Origin of the sequence: Burkholderia puraquae (assembly GCF_002099195.1) — a bacterium.
In the GTDB taxonomy this organism is placed as follows: Bacteria; Pseudomonadota; Gammaproteobacteria; order Burkholderiales; family Burkholderiaceae; genus Burkholderia; species Burkholderia puraquae.
This window is the reverse complement of record NZ_NBYX01000017.1, coordinates 95,688-122,204: the sequence shown is the minus strand read 5'-3', so window position 1 is coordinate 122,204 and position 26,517 is coordinate 95,688. Positions and strand designations below refer to the sequence as shown.

Annotated in this window: 23 protein-coding genes; 3 read left to right on the top strand and 20 right to left on the bottom strand. The window is 66.1% G+C overall.

Features of this window, described 5'->3' with window-relative positions; translation table 11 throughout:
• Positions 1 to 6 precede the first annotated feature (6 nt).
• The 14 genes from B7G54_RS27535 to argB all read right to left on the bottom strand — a co-directional run bounded on the left by B7G54_RS27535 (position 7) and on the right by argB (position 17,179).
• On the bottom strand, positions 7 to 1,068 hold the full coding sequence (locus tag B7G54_RS27535; RefSeq protein ID WP_085041964.1) for a M48 family metallopeptidase: 1,062 nt from the start codon (positions 1,066 to 1,068) through the stop codon (positions 7 to 9).
• Complete coding sequence (locus B7G54_RS27530; RefSeq protein WP_085041930.1) at positions 1,058 to 2,479, bottom strand: AmpG family muropeptide MFS transporter; 1,422 nt, start codon at positions 2,477 to 2,479, stop codon at positions 1,058 to 1,060. Before B7G54_RS27530 ends, B7G54_RS27535 begins: the two co-directional genes overlap by 11 nt.
• Before the next feature lie 119 nt (positions 2,480 to 2,598).
• Positions 2,599 to 3,207 carry a methionine biosynthesis protein MetW gene (gene metW, locus B7G54_RS27525; RefSeq protein ID WP_085041929.1) on the bottom strand — a complete coding sequence of 203 codons (609 nt, stop codon included), beginning with the start codon at positions 3,205 to 3,207 and terminating at the stop codon, positions 2,599 to 2,601.
• Complete coding sequence (gene metX / locus B7G54_RS27520; RefSeq protein WP_085041928.1) at positions 3,204 to 4,349, bottom strand: homoserine O-succinyltransferase MetX; 1,146 nt, start codon at positions 4,347 to 4,349, stop codon at positions 3,204 to 3,206. The genes metW and metX overlap by 4 nt, the downstream gene beginning before the upstream one ends.
• A 261-nt stretch (positions 4,350 to 4,610) precedes the next feature.
• On the bottom strand, positions 4,611 to 7,574 hold the full coding sequence (locus tag B7G54_RS27510; protein ID WP_085041927.1) for an autotransporter outer membrane beta-barrel domain-containing protein: 2,964 nt from the start codon (positions 7,572 to 7,574) through the stop codon (positions 4,611 to 4,613).
• Between the two features lie 401 nt (positions 7,575 to 7,975).
• Positions 7,976 to 8,518, bottom strand: coding sequence for a fimbrial protein (locus B7G54_RS27505; RefSeq protein WP_085041926.1), 543 nt, complete (start codon positions 8,516 to 8,518; stop codon positions 7,976 to 7,978).
• A gap of 252 nt (positions 8,519 to 8,770) precedes the next feature.
• Positions 8,771 to 9,844, bottom strand: a complete 1,074-nt coding sequence (locus tag B7G54_RS38785; RefSeq protein ID WP_133059228.1) for a fimbrial protein — start codon at positions 9,842 to 9,844, stop codon at positions 8,771 to 8,773.
• Between the two features lie 40 nt (positions 9,845 to 9,884).
• Entirely contained in the window at positions 9,885 to 12,422 is a 2,538-nt protein-coding gene (locus B7G54_RS27495) for a fimbria/pilus outer membrane usher protein (protein WP_244289439.1), read from the bottom strand.
• A 187-nt stretch (positions 12,423 to 12,609) separates the two neighbouring features.
• The gene (locus B7G54_RS27490) at positions 12,610 to 13,368 is read right to left on the bottom strand and encodes a fimbrial biogenesis chaperone (protein WP_341866396.1); all 759 of its coding nucleotides are present in this window, start codon (positions 13,366 to 13,368) and stop codon (positions 12,610 to 12,612) included.
• Between the two features lie 100 nt (positions 13,369 to 13,468).
• Complete coding sequence (locus tag B7G54_RS27485; protein ID WP_085041923.1) at positions 13,469 to 14,011, bottom strand: fimbrial protein; 543 nt, start codon at positions 14,009 to 14,011, stop codon at positions 13,469 to 13,471.
• A gap of 232 nt (positions 14,012 to 14,243) precedes the next feature.
• Entirely contained in the window at positions 14,244 to 14,624 is a 381-nt protein-coding gene (locus B7G54_RS27480) for an ISAs1 family transposase (protein ID WP_279628090.1), read from the bottom strand.
• Between the two features lie 238 nt (positions 14,625 to 14,862).
• The gene (slmA, locus tag B7G54_RS27475) at positions 14,863 to 15,525 is read right to left on the bottom strand and encodes a nucleoid occlusion factor SlmA (protein WP_085041921.1); all 663 of its coding nucleotides are present in this window, start codon (positions 15,523 to 15,525) and stop codon (positions 14,863 to 14,865) included.
• Positions 15,492 to 16,283: a pyrimidine 5'-nucleotidase gene (locus B7G54_RS27470; protein WP_085041920.1), complete on the bottom strand. Its 792-nt coding sequence runs from the start codon at positions 16,281 to 16,283 to the stop codon at positions 15,492 to 15,494. The genes slmA and B7G54_RS27470 overlap by 34 nt, the downstream gene beginning before the upstream one ends.
• Positions 16,280 to 17,179 (bottom strand): acetylglutamate kinase, encoded by a 900-nt coding sequence (gene argB / locus B7G54_RS27465; RefSeq protein ID WP_006754950.1) that lies wholly within the window; start codon positions 17,177 to 17,179, stop codon positions 16,280 to 16,282. The genes B7G54_RS27470 and argB overlap by 4 nt, the downstream gene beginning before the upstream one ends.
• 306 nt (positions 17,180 to 17,485) lie before the next feature.
• Here argB and B7G54_RS27455 point away from each other — a divergent pair, with 306 nt between their 5' ends.
• From B7G54_RS27455 to B7G54_RS27445, 3 genes are all read left to right on the top strand, one after another.
• Positions 17,486 to 17,710, top strand: a complete 225-nt coding sequence (locus tag B7G54_RS27455; RefSeq protein WP_085041919.1) for a cysteine-rich CWC family protein — start codon at positions 17,486 to 17,488, stop codon at positions 17,708 to 17,710.
• A 92-nt stretch (positions 17,711 to 17,802) separates the two neighbouring features.
• On the top strand, positions 17,803 to 19,236 hold the full coding sequence (locus tag B7G54_RS27450) for an ATP-binding protein (protein ID WP_085041918.1): 1,434 nt from the start codon (positions 17,803 to 17,805) through the stop codon (positions 19,234 to 19,236).
• A gap of 13 nt (positions 19,237 to 19,249) precedes the next feature.
• On the top strand, positions 19,250 to 19,792 hold the full coding sequence (locus B7G54_RS27445; RefSeq protein ID WP_021156278.1) for a response regulator transcription factor: 543 nt from the start codon (positions 19,250 to 19,252) through the stop codon (positions 19,790 to 19,792).
• A 177-nt stretch (positions 19,793 to 19,969) separates the two neighbouring features.
• On the opposite strand, the gene hslU is transcribed toward B7G54_RS27445, so the two are convergent.
• The 6 genes from hslU to xerC all read right to left on the bottom strand — a co-directional run bounded on the left by hslU (position 19,970) and on the right by xerC (position 26,503).
• Positions 19,970 to 21,313, bottom strand: coding sequence for an ATP-dependent protease ATPase subunit HslU (gene hslU / locus B7G54_RS27440; RefSeq protein ID WP_085041917.1), 1,344 nt, complete (start codon positions 21,311 to 21,313; stop codon positions 19,970 to 19,972).
• A gap of 10 nt (positions 21,314 to 21,323) precedes the next feature.
• Positions 21,324 to 21,860 carry an ATP-dependent protease subunit HslV gene (hslV, locus tag B7G54_RS27435; RefSeq protein ID WP_006755256.1) on the bottom strand — a complete coding sequence of 179 codons (537 nt, stop codon included), beginning with the start codon at positions 21,858 to 21,860 and terminating at the stop codon, positions 21,324 to 21,326.
• A gap of 244 nt (positions 21,861 to 22,104) precedes the next feature.
• The gene (gene dksA, locus B7G54_RS27430) at positions 22,105 to 22,521 is read right to left on the bottom strand and encodes an RNA polymerase-binding protein DksA (RefSeq protein ID WP_006477498.1); all 417 of its coding nucleotides are present in this window, start codon (positions 22,519 to 22,521) and stop codon (positions 22,105 to 22,107) included.
• Between the two features lie 496 nt (positions 22,522 to 23,017).
• Positions 23,018 to 24,091, bottom strand: a complete 1,074-nt coding sequence (locus tag B7G54_RS27415; protein ID WP_046544196.1) for a CobW family GTP-binding protein — start codon at positions 24,089 to 24,091, stop codon at positions 23,018 to 23,020.
• Positions 24,092 to 24,291: 200 nt separating this feature from the next.
• The gene (locus tag B7G54_RS27410) at positions 24,292 to 25,506 is read right to left on the bottom strand and encodes a class I SAM-dependent rRNA methyltransferase (protein WP_069249126.1); all 1,215 of its coding nucleotides are present in this window, start codon (positions 25,504 to 25,506) and stop codon (positions 24,292 to 24,294) included.
• A gap of 76 nt (positions 25,507 to 25,582) precedes the next feature.
• Positions 25,583 to 26,503 (bottom strand): tyrosine recombinase XerC, encoded by a 921-nt coding sequence (xerC, locus tag B7G54_RS27405; RefSeq protein ID WP_085041916.1) that lies wholly within the window; start codon positions 26,501 to 26,503, stop codon positions 25,583 to 25,585.
• Positions 26,504 to 26,517: the final 14 nt, after the last annotated feature.

Below are 26,517 nucleotides of genomic sequence, written 5' to 3'. Positions count from 1 at the left end.
TGGCGCTCAGCGCCGCACGACCTTGCGGCGCTGCGCGCTGATGCCGGCGTAGTCGGGCAGCGTGTCGACGCGCTTGCCCATCGCCTTGGCGTACAGCGGCATGAGATCCGGCAGGCGGTTCAGCAGATCCTGGCGGCGGGCGGTGCTGTACGGGTGCGTGTAGATGAAGCCCGTCGCCTTGTTCCCGCGTGTCGCGACCGCGAGCTTGTCCCACAGCGTGATCGCCGCGCGCGGATCGAAGCCCGCGCGTGCGGCGATGTCGCCGCCGATCACGTCGGCTTCGGTCTCGTCGGTCGGGTCGTAGTGGAGCGACTGCAGGCGCTCGCTGAGGTTCAGCGCCTGCGGCAGCGGCTCGCCGACGCCGAACAGCGGCGGCAGCGTGGCCGCGCGCAGCGATGTCTGCGAGGTCGCGCTGAAGTTGCTGCGCGCGTGTTCGCGCAGCGCATGCGCGATGCCGTGCGCGAGCAGCACGCCGAACTCGTCGTCGTTCAGGCGGACGCGATCGAGCAGGCCGCCGTACACGAGCACCTTGCCGCCCGGCAGGCAGTTCACGCGAATGTCGCGCGAGCGGATCGCGTTGACGTCCCACGTCCAGCTCTTCACGCGGTCGTTCCATTTCACCGAATACGGCGCGAGTTTCGCGACGATCGCGCGCAGGCGCTTCACGCGCGGCTGGTTCGCAGGCAGCAGGCGATTGCTGTCGGCGGCCGCCTGCACGATCTGCGCGTATTCGTTCGCCGTGAGCTGCTCGAGCAGCGGCGACGGGATCAGCGTGCGAAAGGCAATGGCGTCGCCGTAGCGGACCTGCTGCGGCGTCTGCGCATAAGCCTTCGCCGACACGGCTGCGCCGGTCGGCTGCGCGGGTTCGGCGGCGGCCGGCTGGGCGGGGGCGGCGGGCGTCGAAGTCGCCGGCGGTGAAGCGGGCGCAGCGGCCGGCGCGGCGCCCGTGGCGGTTGCAGCGGGCGTGCCGGCGTCGGTCGCATGGGCGGCCCCCGCGGCGAGCGTCGCGGCACCGACGCTCAATGAGGCCGCAACGCGCGCGAGGCGGTGCAGGCCGTTACTGCGCACGGCTGGCCTCGCCGTTGCGTGCGGCACCGTTCCACGGCGCGATCTTGAACAGCAGCAGCATGCCGGGGATCGCGAGCGCGGTACACACGATGAAATAGTCGTACCAGCCGATCTTCGCGACGACGAAGCCGCTCGCGGCCGACGCCAGCGTGCGCGGCACCGACGCGAGGCTCGTGAACAGCGCGAACTGCGTGGCCGTATAGCGCGGGTCGGTCGTGCTCGCGATATACGCGACGAACGCGGCCATCGTCAGGCCGGTCGTGAAGGTTTCGAAGCCGTAGACGATCGCGAGCGCGACGGTCATCGGGCTCAGCCTTGGCGTGATCTCGATACCGAACACCGACATGAACGACGCGAGCGCGTGGCTGGCTGCGACCGTGAAGTCGTAGAGCACCGCGAGCACCGGCGAGCCGGGGCCGAGCTGGGCGAGCCACGCGAAGCCGAGCGTCGACACCATCTGCAGCGCGCCGAAGATCCACAGCCCGCGGCCGATGCCGATTTTCACGAGCCAGATGCCGCCGATGATGCCGCCGGCGACGCTCGCGACGAGCGCGGTGGTCTTCGCGACGATGCCGATCTCGGTGCGCGAGAAGCCGATGTCGAGGAAGAACGACGTCGACAGCGTGGTGGCCATCGTGTCGCCGATCTTGAACAGGAAGATGAACGCGATGACGAGCAGCGCGCCGGCCCAGCCGTCGCGCTGGATGAATTCGCGGAACGGCAGCACGATCGCGTCGCGCAGGTTGCGCGGCGGCGTGCCGACCACTTCGGGCTCGCGCACGACGAGCGTCATCAGGATGCCCGGCAGCATGAACGCGCCGGTGAGCGCGAACACGGCGTCCCACGGCAGGTGGTCGGACAGGATCAGCGCCAGCGAGCCGGGAATCAGCGCGGCGAGCTTGTACGCGTTCACGTGTATCGCGTTGCCGAGGCCCTGCTCGGTATCGCGCAGCAGTTCGCGGCGGTACGCGTCGATCACGATGTCGGCGCTCGCGCCGAAGAACGCGACGAGCGTGGTGAGCGCGGCCACCGTCCAGATCGAGTCGCGCGGTGACACGAAGCCGAGCGCGGCGATCGCGCCCGCGACCAGCAGCTGGGTGAGCAGCAGCCAGCCGCGCCGGCGGCCCGGCCGCCAGCCGGGCAGGCGCGGGACGTAGCGGTCCATCAGCGGCGCCCACAGGAACTTCCACGTATACGGGAACTGGATCAGCGCGAACAGGCCGATTTCCTTCAGGTTCACGCCCTCGGAGCGCAGCCATGCCTGCACGAGGTAGACGAGCGTGAAGAGCGGCAGACCCGACGTGAAGCCCAGGAACACGCAGATCAGCATGTGCGTGTTCAGATAGGCTCGCCAGCCGGGGTGATCCTCGTGAGCGGTGAGTGCGGGCGCCTCGTGTGGCGTTTTCGACATGGACTGGAACTGGATAGCGTTGACTGATTGCGGCGACAGCGCAGGCGGCGGCGCGGGTAGTGCAGCGGCACGGCCGCACGTGCGTGCGGGCCGTCGGCGTCCGTCAACGGCTCCCCGGCTCAGCTGCGCTTGACGCGATAGACAGCAAGACTACCACGCCAGTTCGCTCCCCATCGAATCGGCTGGCCTTCGTGCAGCACCACGCGGTCGAGGATCGTCACGCCGACTTCGGGCGCGAGCGCCTCGAAATCCTCGATCGTCAGCACCCGGACGTTCGGTGTGTTGTGCCACTGGTACGGCAGCGACTTCGACACCGGCATCCGGCCGTTCAGCACCGACAGCCGGTGCGGCCAGTAGCCGAAATTCGGGAACGACACGATGCATTCGCGCCCCACCCGCGCGGTTTCGCGCAGGATCGCGGCCGTCTGGTGAATCGTCTGCAAAGTCTGCGACAGGATCGCGATGTCGAAGCTGTGATCCTCGAACAGGCGCAGGCCGTCCTCGAGGTTCTGCTGGATCACGTTGATGCGATTCTTCGCGCTCGCGAGCACGCCCGCGTCGTTGAGCTCGATCCCGTAGCCGGTCACGTCCAGTTCTTCCATCAGCAGCGCGAGCAGCGAGCCGTCGCCGCAGCCGAGGTCGAGCACCGTCGAGCGCGGTTCGACCCAGCGCGCGATCGTGCGGAAGTCCGCGCGCGCGGACAGGGAATTCAGCGCTTGCTGGTTCATGCACCCACCTCGTTGGCGATTCGTTCGTAATACGCGCGGATCAGGTTGTGATAGCGCGCGTCGTCGAGCAGGAACGCGTCGTGGCCGTGAGGCGCATCGATTTCCGCGTAGCTGACCGTGCGCTTGTTGTCGAGCAGCGCCTTCACGATTTCGCGCGAGCGGGCCGGTGCGAAACGCCAGTCGGTCGAGAAGCTCGCGATCAGGTATTTCGCCTGCGTGTGCGCGAGCGCGGCCGTCAGGTTGCCGTCGAACGCCTTCGCCGGGTCGAAGTAGTCGAGCGCGCGCGTGATCAGCAGGTAGGTGTTCGCGTCGAAGTAGTCGGCGAACTTGTCGCCCTGGTAGCGCAGGTACGACTCGACCTCGAATTCGACGTCGAAGCTGAAGTTGTACGCGTCGAGCGCGCCGTCGGCGCGGCGCAGCGCGCGGCCGAATTTCTCGGCCATGTCGTCGTCGGACAGGTACGTGATGTGGCCGATCATCCGCGCGACGCGCAGGCCGCGCTTCGGCTTCACGCCGTGCGCGTAGTAGTCGCCGCCGTGGAAATCGGGATCGGACAGGATGGCCGAGCGCGCGACCTCGTTGAACGCGATGTTCTGCGCGGACAGCTTCGGCGTGGACGCGATGTCGATGCAGTGTGCGACGCGCTCCGGATACATCAGGCTCCACGCGAGCGCCTGCATGCCGCCGAGGCTGCCGCCCATCACCGCGGCGAAGCGTTCGATGCCGAACGCATCCGCGACGCGCGCCTGCGCGTGCACCCAGTCCTCGACGGTGACGACCGGAAAGCTCGCGCCATAGGGCTTGCCGGTCGACGGGTCGATGCTCATCGGGCCGGTCGAGCCGAAGCACGAGCCGAGGTTGTTCACGCCGATCACGAAGAAGCGGTTGGTGTCGAGCGGCTTGCCGGGGCCGACCATGTTGTCCCACCAGCCGGTGCTGCGCGGATCGTCCGCGTAGACGCCGGCGACGTGGTGCGACGCATTGAGTGCGTGGCAGACGAGCACCGCGTTCGAGCGCGCGGCGTTGAGTTCGCCGTACGTCTCGACGACGAGCTGATAGTTGCCGATCACGCTTCCGCTTTGCAAGCGCAGCGGTTCGGCGAAGTGCATGGTCTGTGGAGCGACGATGCCGATCGAATCCATTCGTTCCGCCTTATGACTGGGCAGCTAAATGGTGTCGGCGATGCGCGGAGTCGGAGATGCGCGGCTGACGACCTCTTTAGCCGCATTTGTAGTGAACCGCCGGGACAGAGAGATACATCCAAGCCCGGCCGGTTCGCGCGCCCGCAATCGAGTCAGCAAATCGGCGCGCTTCCGACTGCCGCCAAGCGGGCGGCAAGTCGGAAGAGTATAGCGGAATTCCACGGGGCGCGGATTTCACGCCCCGCCGGCGGTCTGCGCGGCTTACCAGCGATATTTTGCCGAGAGTTGCCCCCGGACGACCGAATAGTCGGACAGATTGCCTTCCACGCCGACGCTGGCCGAAATCGAGAATTGCCGGCTCAACTGCCCGGTTGCGCCGATCCGGACGGCAGCCCGGTCGCGCGGCACGCTGAACGAGAACGCATTGCGATCGAGCGTCAGCGAGCGCGAGCCGGGGCCGTGCCACCAGTTTGCCTCGATGAACGGCCGAAGTTCGCGTCCATGCGGCATGGCGGTTATGCCATGCACGCGCACGCCCAGGCGGGTGAGCACGTCGGTGGAGCCCTGGCCGTCGATGCGGCCGCCGGCCGTGCCGTGTGCATCCGCGCGATAGTCGGAGACGACGAGCTGCGCTTCGGGCTCGACGAAGAATCGTGTGTCGCCGCGTTCATAGAAGCCGAACGAATAGCCGGTTTCGAGCGAGCCCGTGACGGTGCGTGACCGGTACGAATCGGCCGCGAGGCTGCCGCCGACGCTGTTCGCATACGCGCCGTACATGAACCATGCGTCGACGTAGGGGCCGGTCAGGATGTCGCGGTTGCCGTACCACGTGCCATACAGCCCGACGTTGTAGCCGGAGACGCTGCCGCGCGCGGTGGCGTTCATCACGCGGTGCTCGATCGCGTTCCACAGGGGGCGCGTCGACCAGTTCGTCTGGCTGCCGTACATGCCCATCGCGCCGACCCGCAGGCTGCCGCCGCGGCCGTCGTCGAAGCGGAGCAGGTCGGCGCCCGCGTGGATCAGGCGGCCGTTGCCCGACACGCTGCGGTTGCCGCCCGACATCGACGTCATCTGGCCTTCGGCACGCAGCCAGACTGCGCCGTCGAGCGCGCCCGCTGCTTCGGTGCGCAGCGAGCGATCGTCGCGCTGATGAAGCGTGTGGATTGCCATCGTCGCCGCTGCATCGGCGTTCGCCAGATACGCATCCGGCTCCGGGGCGGCAGTGCGGGGGGGCGGATCGATTTCCGGGCGGATCGACGGCTCGGGATCGACGGGGCCGGGGGGCTGCGGCGGCTCCGGCGGTACGGGTTTCGCCGCGGAGACGAGATACCAGTCGTCCTCCCGGCCGCCCTGGCCGCTGCGCTTGAGCATGTAGTCGTAGCCGCCGGCAGACAATGTGCCGAAGCCTTGCCGGTAGCCGTCCGATGCCGCATCGAGCGTGAACGCCGACGCGTCGGTCGTGCCGCCATTGCGCGTTTCGACGATCGGGATGCCGATGGTCGTTGGCGCGCCGTCGCCGCCCGAGCGTTTGATGACGATGCCGGTGTCGCCCGACGCGTGGCCGCCGTCAATCACGAGGCGATCGGTGGGCGATGCGTCGTCCTGCAGCGTCGTATGGAGGACGAGCTTGCCGTTGCGCGCCGCATAGTCGCCGGTTACGACGAGCGTGCGCGGCGTCGGCGGCACGCCGGCTGCGGGCGCGTCGAATGCGATCGTCGAATCGTTCAGCGCGACGGAACCGACCGTCGAATCGGCGGTGACGGTCCAGAGACTGTTCGTGTCCAGCGACAGCGCGCGGACCGCGTCGGTCGCGCCGGTCCACGCGGACCCGTTCGCGAGCTTGACGTCCGTCACGGCATCGGTCGGACTGCCGTCGTCGGTGGGATGGTTGACGATGTCGCCCTGGGCATAGGACCGGGAATCGAGCGTCAGACTCACGGGTGCGCCCGACTCGGCATGAACGGACAGCAGCTTGCCGTTGCCGCCGATGGCGCGTGCGCCGTTTCGCAGGCTGATCGTCGCATCGGACGCGTCGATCGCACCGTGGTGTTCGCTGACGAGCGAGCTGTCGTCGACCGTCAGCGTTCCGCCATAGACGGCTGCGGCATAGGCGCCGGTGCCGGTCGTGCGTGCGTCGCTGCGCAGCAGGTCGACGGCGCCGCCGGCGCTCGCATAAAGTGCGGCGGCTTCGGCGCCGTGGGTTTCGACGGTCGTATCGGTGAGGGCGGCAACGGATTCCGCGCCGGCCGACAGCACCCCGCGCGCGCGCTCGCCGCTCGTCAGGATGCCGCCGCGCGTCATCGCGACCTTGCCGCCAAGCCGCGCGACCACGCCGATCGCGCCCTTGCCGGTGGTGGTCACGTAGGTATCGGTTGCATCGACGACGGGTGTGTCGGTGTACTCCTTCGATACATATAGCCCGTGTGAACTGACGCCATGCGTGACGACGCGCGTGCGGGCGAGTTCGACGTTGCCCTCGCGGGTGTCCACGCCGAGCGCCGCGTATCCGCTGGTTTCGAGATGCGAGTCGCTGAATGCAACCGTGGACGCACTCGGCATGTACAGGACCGATGCATAGTCGCCGTCGGTGCGGATGTCGGTGCGTTTCAATGTGGCCCGGACGCCGCCGTAGCTGATGGACAGGCCGGTGCCGAACAGGCCGCTGGTCCGGATCAGCGTGTCGGCCACGTCGATGGTGCCGCCCGGGACCAGAACCGTGGCGATGCCGGACGCTTCCTTGCCGCGCGTGACGATCACGCTGCCGGAGAGCGACAGATGGCCGTTGGCACCGTCGATATATACGCCGTGCGCGTAGTCGCCGTCGGTATCGATGGAGATGTTTTCAGCGGAGGCGCTGCCGCCGTGACGAAGATCGATGCCCGCGCTCGAGTCGCCGCGCGTGCGGATTTCCGTGTCGCGCAGGACGACGCGCGAGCCGGTGCCCCACGCGGCGGCACCTGCGGAGACGTTCCCGGTGGAGAAGATGCGGGTTTTGCCGACGGTCGTCAGCACGCCGCCGTTGACCGCGGAAAGCACGGCCTTGCCGGAGGCGGTCGTCGAATAGTCTCCTGGGGCGACTTCGAGTGTGATGCCGTCCGCGAGTTGCGGGCCGCCGCTGACTTGTGCCGCCGACGTCCACGGTATGGCCGCGCCGGCGAGCAGCGCGGAACGCACGACTCGCCGGCCAATGCGCGTGTGGGAAAAGGGAAAATAACCGCGGTTCACGTGATCACCTTGAATTATCCTGAGTACACGAAGATGAGCCGATTCGAGCTATTTTGAAATTGGACGAGTTCGAATTTTTGGCGGTGTCTGGCGACCGACATGGCGCACGTGCGAAACGTGGAGATCATTGGACGCGGGTGATTTGCCCGGTCGGGACTGCTCGCGGAATGTGCGACGAGCCTGAATGGCGCAGTGGGCGGAGGCGCGCGGTCGAGCGGGCCTGTTTCAAGCCGACTGGCGGGCGATGACGATCGAGCGGGCGCCCGGTCGGTCTGATACGGAAAGGTGTTGGGTGTGAGGCAGCGCGCGTACGGCGCCCGTCGGGAAAGCCGGGGCACGCGTCCTGCCGTGCGCCCGGGCAACCAACCGGCGCACGTGGAGCGTGCGCCGGTTCGCCGTCTTTACTGATACATGATCGAGTACATGACGGACGTATTCACCGTACCCTGGCCTGCGGCGCCGCCCGTTGCGACATATTGGGCGTAGTACGGCAGTTCCGCTGCGCCGTTCGACAGTGCGACCGACTTCGAGTTTTCATCGGCCTTGCCGACGCCGATGTTGCTCATATCGCTGTTGAGCAGGCCGACTTCGACGTTCTTCGCGGTGCCGGTTGCATTGAGCAACTGGCCGGTCGTCGAGTTGACCGTCGTGCCCGGCTCGAAGTGCGTGTAGACGTTCCCGCTTGCCGGCGAGCAGTTCTTCAGGCCGATCTTGAACGGCGTGCGGCCGGCCGTCGAACCGCCGGTGGCGAGCGACGACGTCGACACCTTCGGCAGCGCGACCGTGAAGTCCTTGCCGCCCGTGCCGTTGCCGTCGATCGTGCAGGTTTGCGTACCGATATTGCCGTTGATGGTGATCGTGCCGTCGCTGGCGTGTGCCACGGCCGGCAGGGTTGCTGCGGCAACGAGGGTGAGTGCTGCGATGCTGGAGAGTGCGAACTTCATATCAATTTCCTCGAGTACTAGTTGGAAAAACGGACTCTGTCGTCGCACCGTCCACCTGCCGTGACCGGCTGTAAGGGCGATACTTCGAATTCATCCGACAATCACCTTCCGATGTAATCCTGTCGGACTACTAATCAGAAGCTTGTTACGGTCATCGATCGGATGATGACCGATGGCGTGCGCCTTCCGCTTGAGATCGGGTTGTTGCGGCAGACGCACTGCCGAATCACTGCGCTGTCGAGCGCACTGCGTTCACTGATAGCTCAACGTGAACGTCGCGGCACCCTTGACCGTCCCGGCGGACACGGCGCCGGTCGCGATGTACTGCGCACTCAGCGGGATGCTGGTCGTCGATCCCGACGGGCCGACGTACCACTGGTTCGGGTTGCCGACCGCGGGCGAATCGGGGCCGTAGCCGACCGGTTGGCCGTTCCTGAGGATCCGTAGCATGACGCCCTTCGCCGTGGCGTCCTGCGTGAGCGTGAGTTTATTGCTCATGTTTCCCGGATTGGTCAGGTCCGTCAGCGTCACGTAGAGATTCGTGCCGGCCTTGCAGGACAGGCTGATGGCGAAGTCGCGATCGCCAGCTGTCATGTTGATTGCGTTCAGCTTGCTGGCGGCGACTGGCGGCAGCGGGACGTTGGGGTTTTTCGTCAAAACGGTACAGCTGACCGGCTTGACCGCAAGATTTCCGCTGTCGCGCCAGTAAGATCTCCACAACGCTGCGGATTGATTGGTATTCCGGTTGAATGCGTATATCTCGGTGTCGTATTGATTCATGGGGCTCATGGCGGCATTCGGGTAGTTGTAGATCCGGTCGTCCAGTTTGACCAATTCCTTCTTGATTCTCAGCACACCCTGGGCCGGCCCGGTCTGTTCGATCGGTGGCCCCCACGACTGATAACCGCAACACCCCATCATCATCACTTCGCCCGTATCCAGGTTCGTCGTGCGAATGCCCATGTAGTAATAGTGATGAATCGTTGGCGAGCCGTTCATCCCGCCGGTGTAGAACACGCCAGGGATGTCGGTCTCGTGATACCACTGTTTGAACTTGAACTCCCATCCGCCGGGCTGACCGGGATTGGCCTGGCAGTCGTACGGAATTTGCAGAGTGATGGTGGCGATAACGCCGCCGTTCGGCAAATTGGGCGGGATGACGATTTTCCCTCCCGGGTTGAATCCATAGAACGTGCTGAAGAGGTCACGGCTGTTGAACCGGCAGGACTGTGCGTGAGCAACGCCGAAACCGAATGCCGTCGGCATCATCCAGACGATGAGCAATCCGAGAAGATGTTTGGCCAATCTGCGTGGGATGAAGGTCATGAAAATCTCACCGTTGAATTGAGTGTGCTAAGGAGGCGGCTTATGGCCGGGCCTTGATCAACGAGTAGTCGCATTTCGCGTCCACCCGTTCGTACGCGGCATGCTTGCTGCGCTCGGTCGGCAAACGGTAGGAGAGCGAACAGGATTGATTGGCGCGGCGGCCCCATTTCGCCGTCAACACGCCCGAGTCGTTCAGGCCGCGCGTGAATACCGTGCCGCCCTGGCCCGCCATGCCGACCGAGTTACCTGCTTCGTCCACCACGGTGCTGCCGAACGGCACCGGCGTGCCGTCCGGTTGATGGATCCCGAGCAGTACCGCCCGCCCGCTGGCGGTGCCGAACTTCAGCCTCACGACCGAATTCGCACGCGGCGCGACCTGCTGGCTCGTCGTCAACATCTCCACGTCCAGCGGGATGCCCTTCGGATCGAGTTCGACGGTATTCATCTTGTACGGCGTCAGATACGGCAGCACTGCATAGCCGCGCCGGCCGATCCTGACGTCCGTACCGTTGGTGACGCGTGCGCCGATGGCATCCTTGGCCTCGATGATCGCGACCGTGTCCCCGAGGTCGTTGGCCAGCGTGACGCCGCCCGCATGACCGACGATGCCGCCCGATACGCCGACCGATACGCTCGAGTAGCCGCTGCCGCCGGTCGCGCTGCCCGAGAAGGTCGCGAACGGGCTGCGATACTGCGCATTGCCGCCGCCCGATGTCGAGCCGCCGCCGGTGTTGGTGTTCAGCCCGTAGGTGAATGCATTGGATTCGCCGAGCGAACCCGTCAGCGACGTCTGACTGGTGGTGCCGCCCTGATTGTCGCGCGCGACACTCGCATTCAGCGTCGGCGCATGCGAGCGCCGGCCGAGCGGGATGGTCACGTTCGCGTAGACCTGATTGTTCAGGTTGCCCGAATAGCCGTCGCGCTGCCGCGACACTGACAGGTTGTAGCTCAGGTTGAGGCCGGCGATCCGCAGGCTGTTGTTGTAGCCGACCTGGAATTGCGTGGTCGTGCCTTGACGATTCCAGTAGCTGGCCGACGAGCCGATCGCGAACAGCGTGCCGCGCCCTTCGCCGAGCGTCTGGTTCAGCGTCAGCTGCACCTGGTTACGTTGCCGATAGAGGTCGTTCGGATCGCGGCCCGCCGCCGCCTGCTCGCGGGCAGACATCGCATCGCGCATGCCCCAGTACCCGCGCGACGAGTAGCGATACGCGGCGACCGCGATGTTCGTGCCGGTCGCTTCGACGGACTTGCTGTAGCTGACGCGCACGCTCTGGCCGCTCGTGGCCGTTACGCCCGGGATGCGGGCGCTCGCCTGTGTGACATCGACCGCGAGTGCGCCGACTGGCGTGTTGAACGCGGCGCCGACCAGCCCGGCGAGATAGTTTTCCGCGACAATTGCGCCGACGTAGCCGGTCAGCAGGTTGCTGATGCCGCGCTGATACGTAGCCTGTGCGAAATACGGGTGACGCTCGAGCTGCGATTCGCGCAACTGGCCGACCGCGATTCCCAATCGCGAGATACCGGGGCGCAGCGCCTGCACGACGGCCGCATACGGCACCGTGAAGCTGTGCTTCCGGCCGTCTGCCTCGGTGACCGTGACGAGCAGGTTGCCGCCGTAACCGGTCGCGTACAGGTCGTTGATTTCGAAGGGACCCGGCGCGACGTTGGTTTCGTACAGCAGCGAGCCGTTCTGTGACACCTCGACGTGCGCGTTGCTCGTGGCTACGCCGCGAATCATCGGTGCATAGCCGCGCATCGAATCGGGGAGCATCCGGTCGTCCGTTTCGAGCGTCGCGCCGCGCATGCCGACACTGTCGAACAGCGTACCGTCGGTATAGGTCTCGCCGACCTTCAACTGGCTGCGCCATGCCGGCAGGTCGCGCTGCACGTAGGTGTTGAGGCTCCGGTAGCGGTTCGGCCCGCGGGATTGCGCGCTATAGGATCCGTTGTGCCGGAAATGCCAGTTGCCGACGTTGGCGCCTGCGTTCAACCCGACATAGGCCTGCGTGCTGTCATAGCCCGACGACATGTTCCGGAACACGTTCGCGTCGTACTTGAGCGTCGCGCTCGGCACGCCGCCGTCCCACAGTTCCGGGCTCACATAGCCGCGCGGATTGCGCAGTAGCGACGCCTGCGGAATGCTGACATTCAGGCGCAATTCCGACATGTCGAATTCGACCGCTGCGTCGGCCACCAGCTTGTCGATGTCCGTGCACTCGCCGGCCTGCACGCGGAGCAGCTCGGCGCGCGCCGAGTCGGTCAGCGCCTGGTCGTCGAGGCCGAGCCGGCTCACGAGGGCGCGATCGAAGCACGGCGCCGCGTTGACCGCGCCTGCCGCTGCGTTGAAGCGCACCGTCGAGCGGCCGGTCCAGGTTTCGTTCACGTAGAGGTCGACAAGATAATCGCCGGCCGGGACCGGATTGCCTTTCGCGAAGCGATCGAGGTCGAGCCGCTGGCCGCGCGGCTTCATCATCAGCGTGTCGTTGAACTGAACCTGCGCGACCTGGAAGCCTCCCGCCGATGCAGCCAGCGTTTCGTCGGCGCACGCGCCGGCAGCCCAGCTGCCCAGCGCCGCCATGACGAACAGATAGCCCGGTTTAAGCGCGAAACGCGCGGGGGCCTCCGGGGTGTGAATAAGATGATTCGCTCGCATTAATTCAATGTATTGATGCCGCATCGTCATATTGCGAGCGACGGTCTGCCAGCGCCGGTACGATTGCCGTACCGTCGATCAGAGACGGGTTAAGTCGGGAACGGTCGAGGCGTCAGTGCGATTTCTTCGGTGCGTAGCGGCCTTCGATGCCCGCCCCGTAGTCGTTGAGGAATGTGTAATCGACCTCGATGGGCGCGCCGGGCGCCGACTGCACGTTGCCTACGTCGAATTGTTCGGTGGCCCCCGGCTTGACCATGCCACCCTTGTCGTTGGTCCATGTGGCGCCGCCTGACTTGACGGTCAGCTTGGTGAACGTCACGTGATAGGGCGTCGGGTTTTTCGCTTGCAGCGCATAACCGCCGCCGGCCTTCGGTGCGAAGTTCCAGGTGACTTTTTCCGCGGATTCGTCGGCGTCACCCTGTAGCGCGGCTGGCCGGAAGAACAGCTTGATGCGCGAGCGGAACGCGAGCTGCAGCAGGTTCGGCGAGTTTGAATCGTCGGCTGCCTGAGGCGGGACGTCGAGCACGTTGAGCCAGTACAGCGTTTCCTTGTCCTGGGCGAGCGGTTCCTGCGTATAGATCAGGCGCAGGCTCTGGCCTTTCTTCGGATCGAGGCGGAACAGCGGCGGCGTCAGCATGAACGGTACCTTCGACTCGTCGGGCAGCGCGTTTGCATGACCGTCGTCGATCCATGCCTGCACCAGCGACGGCCTGTCGCCCTCGTTGGTCAGCTTGACCGTTACCTCGCGTTCCTTTTCCGGATAGACCACGCGCGTTCCGCCGATCACGACGCTTGCGTCCGCGGTACCCATGCCGGAAAGCGAGGCGACCAGCGCTGCGGCGCCCACGCTCGAGCGCCAGTTCATTGGCATCCTCATCGCCGATTTCTCCCTGTAGATGATCAACTCGCTGTCGGTCGGCCCGCGCGCCGCTCATGCTTTGCGCGCGCGGGCCGCCGGTCGGAAAACCCGGTTATTGGTACGAGACCGAGTACATGACCGACGTACCGACCTTGCCTGCCGTGGCCGCACCGCCGGTTGCAACGTATTGCGCGTAGTAGTTGAGCTCTGCCGAGCCGCCTGCGATCGCCACGGTCTGCGAGTTCTGCTGCGCTTGCGCTGCGCCGAGCTTGATGTTCGAACCGTCCTTGTTCAGCAGGCCGACCTCGACGTTCTTCGCGTCACCCGTCGTGTTGAACAACTGGCCCGTCTGCGCGTTGACCGTCGTGCCCGGCTCGAAGTACACCGATGCGTTGCCCGAATTCGGCGAACAGTTCGACAGGTTGATGCGGAACGGCTTGCGGCCGGCGGTCGAACCCGCCGCAGCGAGGGCCGACGTCGACACATTGGGCAGCGTGACGGTGAAATCCTTGCCGCCGCCGTCACCGGAGATGTTGCAGGTCTGGGCGGTGATTTCACCGGTGATCGTGATCGTGCCGTCGGCTGCCTGTGCCGACGAGGCCGCGGCGAGGAGACCTGCCGTCGCCATCAGAATGGGAAGTGCTTTTTTGGACATTTAAGTACCTGTTAGTAAGGGCCTCGCGTCGAAAGACGACGCACGGACGTTTCCATCGCGCTGTCGCGCGTCGCTGCCACGGAGCGGCAGCAGTGGCAGGAAACAGGTGACATTCTTCCAAAGTAAGGCGAGCGAAAGAATGGGACGAGTTCTAAGTCGCGACCGTATATGCCGAGTCGCGTACTAAATTTCTTTTAAGAATTGTCATGGTCCCCGGCAATCGCATGAAACGTCACGAGGGGGGGGCGTTCGCGGATCGAGCGATTGGCGACGATCCGACGAGCTTCGCCGGATAGCAGTCGTTGGTACATGCCAACATGCGCCGGTTTTTCAATCCGGCTTTTGTCGTGCGGTCCTGGCGTAGCAGGTTCAGCGCGATTTTTCGCAGGACAGCGAAGTTCCGTGCAGCGTGGTTCACCCGCACGCGGCACGGGTCTTCACCGAATGTCATATCAAGCGTCCAATGCATGCCGTTCTCGATGGCCCAGTGCAAGCGCACGGCATCTGCGATACGTGCAGCGTCTGGCGGCAAGCTGGAGACGTAATAACGCCGCCCGGTGGCAACCGCATTGCCAATTTCCCGATTCGACTCGACCATCGCGACTGTTTTCAGGCCTGGCGGCGGTTCATTCAGGCGATTGTATATTCAGGATGGCGAATTAATATGGGCCGTGCATCGGATGCGACGCACGGCCCCGAGTCAGGCTGTCAATATAGCTGGCTGCGGGGCAGGCAAGGTTGCGCCGGGCGTCCCGACGACCATGGAATGGGCGCTTGCACGTCGGTGATGCCATGACGCGGTTCCGCTGGATGAAAGCGCACCCGAGGCGCTTCCGTCGTCGCCTCGCGCTTTATCGCAGGATTAATTGCAAATGCGCATCGGCCTGCTCGGCGGGCGGCTTCTGGAACCCGCCCTTCGCGAAGCGGTGCCACCGGCCGATCACGTAGCTGACGAGCAGGCTCGCGCGCGCGGCGGGATCGTAGTCGGGCGGCAGTTCGAACGGCGCCGCGCCGTCGGGCGCATCCGCCTCCGTGCGCGCCACCCGCAGGCATTGCTTGACGGTCGCCTCGATCCGGTCGAGCAGCTGGTTCACGCGTTCGGTGAGGCGCTCGTCCTCGCCGACCAGCGCCTCGCCGGTCAGCACGCGCGTCATGCCCGGATTCTTCGCGGCGAAATTGAGCATCGTCAGCGCGATCGTGCGCGCCTGCAGTACGCCGTTCGGCTCCTTCGCGACGATCTGGTTGACGAGGCCGAACAGCGCCTGCTCGATGAATTCGATCAGCCCTTCGTACATCTTCGCCTTGCTGGCGAAATGCCGGTAGAGCGCCGCTTCCGACACGTCGAGCCGGGCCGCGAGCGCGGCGGTCGTGATTTTTTCGGCTTTGGGTGCCTCGAGCATCGCGGCGAGCGTCTGCAGGATCATCACGCGCCGCTCGCCCGGCTTCGGGCGCGGGCGGGACGGTGTGGCCTGGTCTTTCGTTACGGCTTGGTCCTGCGGGTAAGTCGGCTGCATTTCTGTCGCCCCGATCGTGTGCCCAGTCGGAGCGATTTTAACGAACGAATGCGTTGGTCGACATAATGCGGACGGCCGATGTTCGGCAGATGGCCCGGCAGGTGGCCGGTGATCCATACGGTGCCGATGCCGAGGCGCTTGTAGCGCTTCAGGTGGCTGCGGGTGTCTTCGACGAGGATTGCGTCGGCCATGCGCGCGTTCGCGGCACGCAGCGTCCTGCGCAGCATCGTGTGATCGGGCTTCGCGCGCCACGTGCGGCGGTCGCGCATGTGCTCGATCGCGATCACGCGCTCGAACAACCGCTCGATGCGCAGTTCGCGCAGCACCGCGCGTGCGTAGTTCTCCGGCGCGTTGGTCAGCACGAACTTGCGGCCTGGCAGCGAGGCAATGATGCGCGCGAGCCCGCGCTCGGTACGCACCATTGCGGGCAGGTCGGTGAAAGTGTGAACCGCGCGCAGGAAGTCGTGCGGATCGATCGGATGATGGCGCGTGAGGCCGAGAAGCGCCGCGCCGTAGCGTTCCGTATAACCGTTGCGCAGGCGATCGGCTTCAGCACGCTCGACGTGGAGCGTGTCGATGATGTACTGCGTCATCGCGCGGTTGATCTCCGGAAAGATCGCGTGCGATGCGTGGTGCAGCGTGTTGTCGAGATCGAACAGCCAGACGGGTGTGCCGGCGCGCGGCCGGCTGCGGGAGATGCGCCGGCGTCGCAGCGACGCCGGCAGGTCGGGGCTGGAGGGCGGGCGGCGCGCGCTCAATGCGAGCGGATCATCGTGCCGAACGGTTGCTCGGTCAGGATTTCCAGCAGCACCGAGTGCTCGATCCGGCCGTCGACGATGTGCACCGACTTTACGCCGCTCTTCGCGGCGTCGAGTGCCGACGAGATCTTCGGCAGCATGCCGCCCGAGATCGTGCCGTCCTCGAACAGCGCATCGATCTCGCGCGCGGAGAGATCAGTCAGCAGGTTGCCGTCCTTGTCCATCACGCCGGGGATGTTGGTCATCATCAGCAGCTTCTCGGCGTTCAGCACGGTGGCGAGCTTGCCCGCGACGAGGTCGGCGTTGATGTTGTACGACAGGCCATCCTCGCCGAAACCGATCGGCGAGATCACCGGGATGAACGCGTCGTCCTGCAGCGCCTTCACGACTGCCGGGTTGATCGCCTCGACTTCGCCGACCTGGCCGATGTCGATGTACTGGCCCGGGTTGTCGCGATCCGGCATCAGCAGCTTGCGTGCGTGGATCAGGCCGCCGTCCTTGCCGGTCAGGCCTACCGCATGGCCGCCGAAGTGGTTGATCAGCGTCACGATGTCCTGCTGCACTTCGCCGCCCAGCACCCATTCGACGACTTCCATCGTCTCTTCGTCGGTGACGCGCATGCCCTGGATGAAGGTGCCGGCCTTGCCGATCTTCTTCAGTGCCTGATCGATCTGCGGACCGCCGCCGTGGACGATCACCGGATTGATGCCGACCAGTTTCAGCAGGATCACGTCGCGCGCGAAGCCCTGCTTGAGCCGCTCTTCCGTCATCGCGTTGCCGCCGTATTTGATCACCACGGTCTTGCCGTGGTAGCGGCGGATGTACGGCAGCGCCTCGGCGAGAATTTCTGCCTTCAGCGTGGGGGCGATCTGCGAGAGGTCGATGGGCTCGGACATGGCGGCGGCTCTGGCTGGGAACGGTTGAAACAGGGCGAATTGTACAGGAGTGGCGCAGCGCAGCATCGGGTTTTTGGGCTGCCCGGAACACCGGCGGCGGCGCCCGGGCACCACACGCGGGGGCCCGCCGGCTATGGCGCGGCGCGATGCTGGCAGCGGCGTGGGCAGCGGTGCGCGGGCGGTGGAGGCGGGGCGGTTCGCGGGCGTTCGCGACGGCGATCGGCCGAATGGCCGGCGTGCAAAATCCGTTCGCCGCGCTATGCTTGTCGCGTAGGGCGGCTTCCCGCCCGCTTTCGCGCCTCCGCCATGACCGATTTCGCCGCCGACGCCCGTTCCGCCCCGCGCCGCGCGCGCTGCCCGCACTGCGGGCGCAGTTTCGACTGCGGCGCTCGCACCCAGCCGTTCGAATGCTGGTGCGTGTCGATGCCGGTATTGCCCGGCGGCACGCCGCCCGCCGCCGGTGCACGCTGCCGGTGCCCCGAGTGCCTGGCCGACGAGATCGCGCAGCGGATGGCCGGCGCGGCAGGCTGACGGCGCCGGCCGCGTACGCCGGGCGTCCCGTTCACGGCACGCCGATCCGGCCCCGCTAGAGGCGCCGCCCGCTAAACGGGTAAACTGCTCGGATGCAACGAATCACCACCACCGGGCGCGTCAACCTCAGTCACCTGTTCTGGCTTCGCAATCTCGCGATCATCGGCCAGCTCGTGACGATCGGCGTCGTGCAGACCTATTTCGGCGTGCATCTGCCGTTGCCTGCGATGCTGATGGTCATCGCGCTCGAAATCGTTTTCAATGCGCTGACCTGGGTGCGCGTGCTGCGCGCGCGGCCCGAGACCAATTTCGAGCTGCTCGGCCAGCTGTGGGTCGATCTCGGCGCGTTGTCCGCGTTGCTGTTCCTGTCGGGCGGCACGACCAATCCGTTCGTGTCGCTGTACCTGCCTTCGCTCGCGATTGCAGCGGCCGTGCTGCCTTGGCACCTGATGATCTGGCTCGCGGCGTTCGCGGTCGCGTGCTACGCGGCGCTCGGCTTCGATTCGGTGCCGCTCAACATGGACAATCCCGCGAACCTGTTCGACTACTACCGTACCGGGATGTGGGCGAACTTCATGGTCAGCGTCGGGCTGATCGCGTGGTTCGTCGCGCGCATGTCGAATGCGCTGCGCCAGCGCGACGCGGCGCTCGGCGAAGCGCAGCAGCACCTGCTGCGCGACGAGCGGGCGGTTGCGCTCGGCGTGCAGGCTGCTACCGTCGCGCACGAGATGGGCACGCCGCTGTCGACGATCGCGATGCTCGCCGAAGAGCTGCGCGACGCGGCGCGCGCCGATCCGGGGCTGGCCCGCTACGAGGCCGACCTGAAGGTGCTGGAAGAACAGATGTCGCTCTGCACGTCGGCGCTCGCGCGCCTGCGCAGCCGCGCGAGCGCGCCGGCGAGCCGCCAGCCGGTGGACGACTGGCTCGATACCTTTGTCGAGCACTGGCGCCTGCGGCATCCGCACGTGCAGTTCGAGCTGCTCGGCGCGCGCCCGGCGGGCGTCGCGCTCGACGATACCGTCGCGGCCGGCCAGATCCTGACGATCCTGCTCGACAATGCCGCGCGTGCGAGCCCGCGGCGCGTGACGCTGGCCGCAAAGGTCGCGCACGCCCGCGCGGCCGACGAGATCGAATTCGAGGTATGCGACGACGGGCCCGGCATCCCGGCCGCGCTGCGCGAATCGCTCGGCGCGATGCCGGTCGACAGCACGCAGGGCGGGCACGGGGTCGGCCTGTATCTCGCGTTCAGTGCGGCCGCGCGGCTCGGCGGCGAGATTGAACTGTCCGATGTCGTGCCGCGCGCGGCGGGCGGCAACGGGCGGGCCGGCGGTGCGGCGAATGGCCACGCCGCCGCCGCATCGGGCCAACGCGCGGGTCAGCGCGCGACCGAAACCGCGGCCGAACGGCCGGCCGGTACGCCGGACAGCCGCCCGGCCGGCGCAACCGCCGCCGCGCGCGGCACGCGGGCCGTGCTGCGCCTGCCGGCCGTGCGCATCGCGGCGTCGGCCGCCTCAACCAACACGTAGACGGAGAAACCACATGAGCGAGAACAATTTCCTGGTGATCGACGACAACGAGGTGTTCGCGGGCACGCTCGCGCGTGGCCTCGAGCGCCGCGGTTACGCAGTCCAGCAGGCGCACGACAAGGAGGCGGCGCTGCGGCTCGCCGCGGGCGGCAAGTTCCAGTTCATCACCGTCGACCTGCATCTCGGCGAGGATTCGGGCCTGAGCCTGATCGCGCCGCTGTGCGACCTGCAGCCCGATGCGCGGATTCTGGTGCTGACCGGCTATGCGAGCATCGCGACCGCCGTGCAGGCGGTGAAGGAAGGCGCCGACAACTATCTCGCGAAGCCCGCGAACGTCGAGTCGATCCTGGCTGCGCTGCAGACCAACGCGACCGAAGTGCAGGCCGACGAGGCGCTCGAGAATCCGGTCGTGCTGTCGGTCGACCGGCTCGAATGGGAGCACATCCAGCGCGTGCTGGCCGAGAACAACAACAACATCTCGGCGACCGCGCGCGCGCTGAACATGCACCGCCGCACGCTGCAGCGCAAGCTCGCGAAGAAGCCGGTGCGGCAGTAAGCGTGGCGTCGCACGCCGTGGTCGTCACGGCGGGGGCGATTCCGCCCGACGCGTGCCGCGGAATACGGTGCGCGATCGCGCAGGCGGACAGGCGGCGCATGGCTGGCGGTCGCCCGACGCACCAACGAAAACGGGCGGCCCACCGGGCCGCCCGTCTCGCATCCCGCGCCGCGCGCGTTACAGCACGTAGCGCGACAGGTCTTCGTCCTGCGACACTTCGCCGAGCGCGCGATCGACATACTTCGCGTCGATCGTCACGCGCTCGCCCGCATGGTTGCCGGCCGAGAACGACACTTCCTCGAGCAGCTTCTCGATCACCGTGTACAGCCGGCGCGCACCGATGTTCTCGGTCTTCTCGTTGACCGCATAGGCAATTTCCGCGAGGCGGCGGATGCCGTCCTCGGCGAATTCGAGCTGCACGTCTTCGGTCGCGAGCAGCGCCTGGTACTGCTTGACGAGGCTTGCATCGGTCGCGACGAGGATCGCTTCGAAATCGTTCACCGACAGCGAGTCGAGCTCGACGCGGATCGGGAAGCGGCCTTGCAGCTCGGGAATCAGGTCGCTCGGCTTCGCGAGGTGGAACGCGCCGCTCGCGATGAACAGGATGTGATCGGTCTTCACCATCCCGTACTTCGTGTTGACCGTCGTGCCTTCGACGAGCGGCAGCAGATCGCGCTGCACGCCCTGGCGCGACACTTCGCCGCCGCTGCCTTCGTTGTTGCGCGACGTGATCTTGTCGATCTCGTCGAGGAACACGATGCCGTTCTGCTCGACGTTCTGCACGGCCTTCGTCTTCACTTCCTCTTCGTTGAGCATCTTCGCCGCTTCCTCGTCGGTCAGCAGCTTCAGCGCTTCCTTGATCTTCACCTTGCGGCGCTGCTTCTTGCCGCTGCCGAGGTTCGAGAACATCGAGCGGATCTGCTCGGTCATCTCTTCCATCCCCGGCGGTGCCATGATGTCCATGCCGGCCGACGGCTGCTCGAGGTCGAGCTCGACTTCCTTGTCGTCGAGCTGGCCTTCGCGCAGGCGCTTGCGGAACGTCTGGCGCGTCGCGTTGTTGTCGTCGTTCGCGTGGTCGGCATTGCCGCCGAAGCCCACCGCGCGCGGCTGCGGCAGCAGGATGTCGAGGATGCGGTCTTCCGCCTGGTCGGTTGCCTTGCTGCGCACCTTGCGCATCTCGGTTTCGCGGGTCTGCTTGACCGAGATTTCGATCAGGTCGCGCACGATGCTGTCGACGTCGCGGCCGACGTAGCCGACCTCGGTGAACTTGGTCGCCTCGATCTTGATGAACGGCGCATCGGCGAGCTTCGCGAGGCGGCGCGCGATTTCGGTCTTGCCGACGCCCGTCGGCCCGATCATCAGGATGTTCTTCGGCGTGATTTCCTGGCGCAGCGGGTCGGTGACCTGCTGGCGGCGCCAGCGGTTGCGCAGCGCGACCGCGACGGCCTTTTTCGCCTTCGCCTGGCCGATGATGTGCTTGTCGAGTTCCGAGACGATCTCGGCAGGGGTCATGGTGCTCATGGTGCTGTCCTTACTCGATCGTTTCGATGATGCGGTTGTGGTTCGTGTAGATGCACATGTCACCGGCGATCCCGAGCGACTTCTCGACGATCTCGCGCGGCGACAGCTCGGTGTTCTCCGCGAGCGCGCGGGCCGCAGCCTGCGCATATGCACCGCCCGAGCCGATCGCGCAGATGCCGCCTTCGGGGTCGAGCACGTCGCCGTTGCCGGTGATCACGAGCGTGGTGGTGGCGTCGGCCGTGATCAGCATCGCCTCGAGGCGGCGCAGCATCCGGTCGGTGCGCCAGTCCTTCGCGAGCTCGACGGCCGCGCGGGTCAGGTTGCCCTGGTGCTTCTCGAGCTTCGCCTCGAAGCGGTCGAGCAGCGAGAACGCATCGGCGGTGCCGCCCGCGAACCCGACCAGCACCTGGTTGTTGTAGATCCGCCGCACTTTCCGCGCGCCACCCTTCATGACGATGTTGCCGAGGGTTACCTGGCCGTCGCCGCCGAGCGCGACCTTGTCGCCGCGCCGGACCGAAACGATGGTCGTGCCGTGAAATTGCTCCATCTGCGTTCCTTGAGAAAAACGGGGGAAGGCGGGGGCGTGGGGCGCCGCCGCGTAAATCGCAGTGCGCCGGGAAGCGGCCCGGCGCGCGTCCGATTCATTTTAGGGCGGGCGGCGGGATATCAAGAGGCGGGGAGGCAAATCGGCGGCCGGGCGCCGATGCGGGAAGCGACGCCGGAAAAACAAAAAGCGCGCGGCAGGCCGCGCGCTTTCGGGAAGCAGCGTGTCTGAGCGGAACGCCGCTCGATCAGTCGCCGAACAGCTTCTGGCGCAACTCGCGGCGCTCCTGCGCTTCGAGCGACAGCGTGGCGGTCGGACGCGCGAGCAGGCGCGGAATGCCGATCGGCTCGCCGGTTTCCTCACACCAGCCGTAATCGCCGGAATCGATGCGGGCGAGCGACTGCTGAACCTTCTTGAGGAGCTTGCGTTCGCGATCGCGCGTGCGCAGCTCGAGCGCGTGCTCTTCCTCGATCGTCGCGCGATCGGCGGGATCGGGCACGATCACCGTCTCGCGCAGGTTCTCGGTCGTCTGGCCTGCATTCTTGAGGATGTCCGCCTGCAACTGTTCGAGCCGATTTTTGAAGAAGGCGAGCTGATCCTCATTCATGTAATCCTTGTCGCTCATCTTCAGGATTTCGGCTTCGGTCAAGAGTTTCTTCGTCATCTGCTTGCTTCTTCAATGTGCGGCAAATCGACAGATATTGCCTGCACTTTGGGATTACCCGCAACCGCGTTTGCATTCATTTGCGATTTGCCGCCGCGGGGCCGAAAGCCTCTGGAAAACCGGTTCTCAAATACCAGGATAGGCCTGGCGCGGAGTTGCGCGCGCTGCGAACCGGTGTGCTGCGCGGCACATCGCATCGGCCGCGGCCGGGAGGCGGATTGGCGATCCGGCGCGGTTGCGATGCCCGGAAAACTGGTTCAGCAAGAACCGGGCCTGTTTGTTGCCGTACTCCAGCGGGCACGTATTGTAACTGAATCGCAAGCGGGCGCCGTATCGGGTCGATCCCCGTCGGCTGCGCCAATATCTAGAAAATATAACGCGCAAATCGCGAAAAAGCGATGACGGCGAAACCCTGCCCGAAAAGGGCGCTCCGCGGCCGCCGCAGCCGCCTGCGCGGCGGGCGCGCGGCGGCATGTGCGGCGGTTGCCCGCGGGCGTCAGGCGAGGCAGGCGTCGAGGCCGTCGGTGATCAGGTCCTGCGGCAGATCGACGCCGATGAACACCATCTTGTTCGTCTTCTTCTCGACCGGCAGCCACTTCGAGGCGAGGTCGCTGCCCATCATCTGGTGCACACCCTGGAACACGACCTTGCGGTCGACGCCCTTCATGTACAGCACGCCCTTGTAGCGCAGCATCCGTTCGCCGTAGATCTGCAGGATGCCGCCGAGGAAGTCTTCCAGCTTGTTCGGATCGAACGGGCGGTCGTTGCGGTACACGAACGACTTGATCTTGTCGTCGTGGTGCGCGTGGTGGTGGTGGCCATGGTCGTGATCGTGCGCGCATTGACCGTGATCGTGGTCGCAACTGGCGTGATCGTGATCATGGTCGTGATCGTGGTGATGGTGCGCGTGATCGTCTTCGGCGAGGAAGTCGGGGTCGATCTCGAGCTTCGCGTTCAGATTGAAGCCACGCAGGTCGAAGATTTCCTTGATGTCGGCTTCACCGAAGTTCACGACCTTGATCGCGGCCTTCGGGTTCATGTGCATCAGGCGGTGCTTGAGGCCGGCGACGGTCTGGTCGTCCACGAGGTCCGACTTCGTGATGAACAGGCGGTCGGCGAAACCGACCTGGCGCTGCACGACTTCGTGTTCGTCGAGCTGTGCGTTCGCGTGCTTCGCGTCGACGAGCGTGATGACCGCGTCGAGCAGGAAGTCGTCGGCGATTTCGCTGTCGATGAAGAAGGTTTGCGCGACCGGGCCCGGGTTCGCGAGGCCGGTGGTTTCGATCACGATGCGGTCGAAGTCGAGCTTGCCTTCGCGCTTCTTCGCGGCCAGATCGCCGAGCGTGCGTGCGAGGTCGCCGCGGATCGTGCAGCAGATGCAGCCGTTGCTCATCTGGATGATCTGCTCGTTCGAATCCTGGATGAGGATTTCGTTGTCGATGTTCTCTTCGCCGAACTCGTTCTCGATCACGGCGATCTTCATGCCGTGCTGTTCGTTCAGGATGCGCTTGAGCAGCGTCGTCTTGCCGCTGCCGAGAAAGCCGGTAAGGATGGTGACGGGAGTGGCCATGTCGGTCGCCTGTGGTTCGTGAATCGGGGTCAAAACCAGGATGTGCGTCGCGCCCGGGGCTTTGCCAGCCGGGGCGCACAACCATCCATTGAAACATACCTGTCAAGCCCTCGCCCGTCGTCCGAACGACAGGCGAAAGCGCTGATCCGCCGGGCGCCAAGCCGCGGCCGACGGACGGTTACGCGCGTAGATCGGGGCGATCAGACGATTTGCAACAGCAGGCCCTTCAGATATTCGCCTTCCGGGAACGCGGCGAGCAGCGGGTGATCGACGCCCGCGCCGAGCCGCTTCAGGATGCGCGCGTCGACCTTCGCGTCGGCGGCCGCGCCTGCGACGATCTTCTGGAACAGGTCCATGTCGATCGCGCCCGAGCACGAGTACGTGAACAGCAGGCCGCCCGGGCGCAGCAGCTTGAAGCCGCTCAGGTTGATGTCCTTGTACGCGCGCGCCGCGCGGTCGACGCTGTCGCGGGTCGGCGCGAACTTCGGCGGATCGAGCACGATCAGGTCGAAACGCTCGCCTTCGTCGACGAGGCGGCGCAGCGTCTTGAACGCATCCGCGTCGAGCCAGGTCGCGCGTTCGGCGTCGAAACCGTTGGCGACGACGTTCTGCTGCGCGAGCGCGAGCGCATCGCCCGACGAGTCGATCGACACGACACGCTTCGCGCCGCCCTTGAGCGCCGCGAGCGAGAAGCCGCCCGTGTAGCAGAAACAGTTCAGCACGTCGCGGTCGGCCGCGTACTGCGCGACCAGCGCGCGGTTGTCGCGCTGGTCGACGTAGAAGCCCGTCTTGTGGCCGTTCGGCACGTCGACGTGATAGCGCACGCCGTTTTCGTTGGAAATCAGCGTGGCGGGCGGCGCATCGCCGGCCAGCACGCCGGTGGTCTGTTCGAGCCCTTCCTTGTCGCGGATCGACACGTCCGAGCGCTCGTACACGTTCGGGCAGTCCGTGGCGCCGACGAGTGCCTTTACGATCGCGTCCTTCCATGCCTCGACACCGGCGGCCATGAACTGGCAGACGAGCTGGCCGCGCGGCGCCGCGCCGGCTTCGGCGGTGTCCGCGACGTAGTAGTCGACGATCAGCCCCGGCAGCCCGTCGGCTTCGCCGAACACGAGCCGCACGGCGCCCGTGCCCGACACCATCGTCGTGCGGTGCGCGACCGCGCGCTGCACGCGGCGCTTGAAGAACGCGTGATCGATCGGCTCGTTCTCGTCGAAGCTCCACACGCGCACGCGGATCTGCGATTGCGGGCTGTACGCGCCGCGCGCGAGGAAGCGGCCGTCGTGCGCACGCACGATCACGGTCGCGCCGGGCGCGGGCTTGCCGTCGACGCGGTCGATCGCATTGGCGTAGATCCACGGATGGCGGCGCAGCAGCGATTTTTCCTTGGACGGCTTGAGGGTGACGGTTTGCATGATGAGATCGAAATGGGCCGTGCGCGAAGCCGACCGTGGCCGGTCGCCGCGCGCGGCGGGTAACACGGGACGCGCGTCAGTCGCGCTTCTTCGCGCGCGGATGCGCGCTGTCGTAAATTTTCGCGAGATGCTGGAAGTCGAGCGACGTATAGACCTGCGTCGCGGAGACGCTCGCGTGGCCGAGCAGTTCCTGCACGGCGCGCAGGTCGCCGCTCGACTGCAGCACGTGCGTCGCGAACGAGTGGCGCAGCACGTGCGGATGGACGTTGGCGGGAATGCCCGCGGTGAGCGCCGCGCGCTTCACGCGCTCGCGCACGACGCCCGGCGACATCCGGTTGCCGCGCACGGACACGAACAGCGGATGCGGATCGTGCTTCACGAATTCGCCGCGCACCGCGAGCCATGCGTTCAGTGCATCGATCGCCTTGCGGCCGACCGGCACCTTGCGCTCCTTGTTACCCTTGCCGCGTACGGTGACTTCGGCTTCGGCGAGGTCGAGCCAGCCGGCCGAGCGGTAACCGTCGGCCTGCGTGTACATCACGTCGAGCCCGATCAGCTCGGCGAGGCGCAGCCCCGACGAATAGAACAGCTCGAGGATCGCGTGATCGCGGATGCCTTCGGTCGTGCCGGCGAGCGGCGCGTCCATCAGCGCCGATGCATCGTCGACCGACAGCGCCTTCGGCAAGGTCTTCGCGCGTTTCGGCGCGCGCACCGCGGCGACCGGGTTCGCGGGCATCTCGATGCGCTGCGCGAGCCAGCGGTAGAACGCGCGCCACGCGGACAGCCGGTGCGAGATCGACCGGGCGGACAGCCCGCCCGAATGCGCGCGCGCGACCGCGCCGCGCATGTCGGCGGCCGTCAGCGCTTCGAGCGGCCGGCCGTTCGCGAGCTTCTTCAACTCGTCGAGTTCGTGCGTGTACGCGCGCAGCGTGTGTTCCGACAACTGCCTGACGTGCTTCAGGTTCGACAGGTAGGCGGCAATCGGATCGTCTGTCATCGCGTGCGGAAGGA

Excerpts from the sequence above, each read along its gene's own strand:
- dksA (WP_006477498.1), bottom strand. The coding sequence starts at position 22,521 with ATGACGAAGAAACTCTTGACCGAAGCCGAAATCCTGAAGATGAGCGAC.
- slmA (WP_085041921.1), bottom strand. The coding sequence starts at position 15,525 with ATGCAGCCGACTTACCCGCAGGACCAAGCCGTAACGAAAGACCAGGCC.
- B7G54_RS27490 (WP_341866396.1), bottom strand. The coding sequence starts at position 13,368 with ATGCCAATGAACTGGCGCTCGAGCGTGGGCGCCGCAGCGCTGGTCGCC.
- metW (WP_085041929.1), bottom strand. The coding sequence starts at position 3,207 with ATGAACCAGCAAGCGCTGAATTCCCTGTCCGCGCGCGCGGACTTCCGC.
- B7G54_RS27455 (WP_085041919.1), top strand. The coding sequence starts at position 17,486 with ATGACCGATTTCGCCGCCGACGCCCGTTCCGCCCCGCGCCGCGCGCGC.
- B7G54_RS27415 (WP_046544196.1), bottom strand. The coding sequence starts at position 24,091 with ATGGCCACTCCCGTCACCATCCTTACCGGCTTTCTCGGCAGCGGCAAG.
- B7G54_RS27410 (WP_069249126.1), bottom strand. The coding sequence starts at position 25,506 with ATGCAAACCGTCACCCTCAAGCCGTCCAAGGAAAAATCGCTGCTGCGC.
- metX (WP_085041928.1), bottom strand. The coding sequence starts at position 4,349 with ATGGATTCGATCGGCATCGTCGCTCCACAGACCATGCACTTCGCCGAA.
- B7G54_RS27530 (WP_085041930.1), bottom strand. The coding sequence starts at position 2,479 with ATGTCGAAAACGCCACACGAGGCGCCCGCACTCACCGCTCACGAGGAT.
- B7G54_RS38785 (WP_133059228.1), bottom strand. The coding sequence starts at position 9,844 with ATGACCTTCATCCCACGCAGATTGGCCAAACATCTTCTCGGATTGCTC.
- hslU (WP_085041917.1), bottom strand. The coding sequence starts at position 21,313 with ATGAGCACCATGACCCCTGCCGAGATCGTCTCGGAACTCGACAAGCAC.
- argB (WP_006754950.1), bottom strand. The coding sequence starts at position 17,179 with ATGTCCGAGCCCATCGACCTCTCGCAGATCGCCCCCACGCTGAAGGCA.
- B7G54_RS27445 (WP_021156278.1), top strand. The coding sequence starts at position 19,250 with ATGAGCGAGAACAATTTCCTGGTGATCGACGACAACGAGGTGTTCGCG.
- B7G54_RS27495 (WP_244289439.1), bottom strand. The coding sequence starts at position 12,422 with ATGGCGGCGCTGGGCAGCTGGGCTGCCGGCGCGTGCGCCGACGAAACG.
- hslV (WP_006755256.1), bottom strand. The coding sequence starts at position 21,860 with ATGGAGCAATTTCACGGCACGACCATCGTTTCGGTCCGGCGCGGCGAC.
- B7G54_RS27485 (WP_085041923.1), bottom strand. The coding sequence starts at position 14,011 with ATGTCCAAAAAAGCACTTCCCATTCTGATGGCGACGGCAGGTCTCCTC.
- B7G54_RS27505 (WP_085041926.1), bottom strand. The coding sequence starts at position 8,518 with ATGAAGTTCGCACTCTCCAGCATCGCAGCACTCACCCTCGTTGCCGCA.
- xerC (WP_085041916.1), bottom strand. The coding sequence starts at position 26,503 with ATGACAGACGATCCGATTGCCGCCTACCTGTCGAACCTGAAGCACGTC.
- B7G54_RS27450 (WP_085041918.1), top strand. The coding sequence starts at position 17,803 with ATGCAACGAATCACCACCACCGGGCGCGTCAACCTCAGTCACCTGTTC.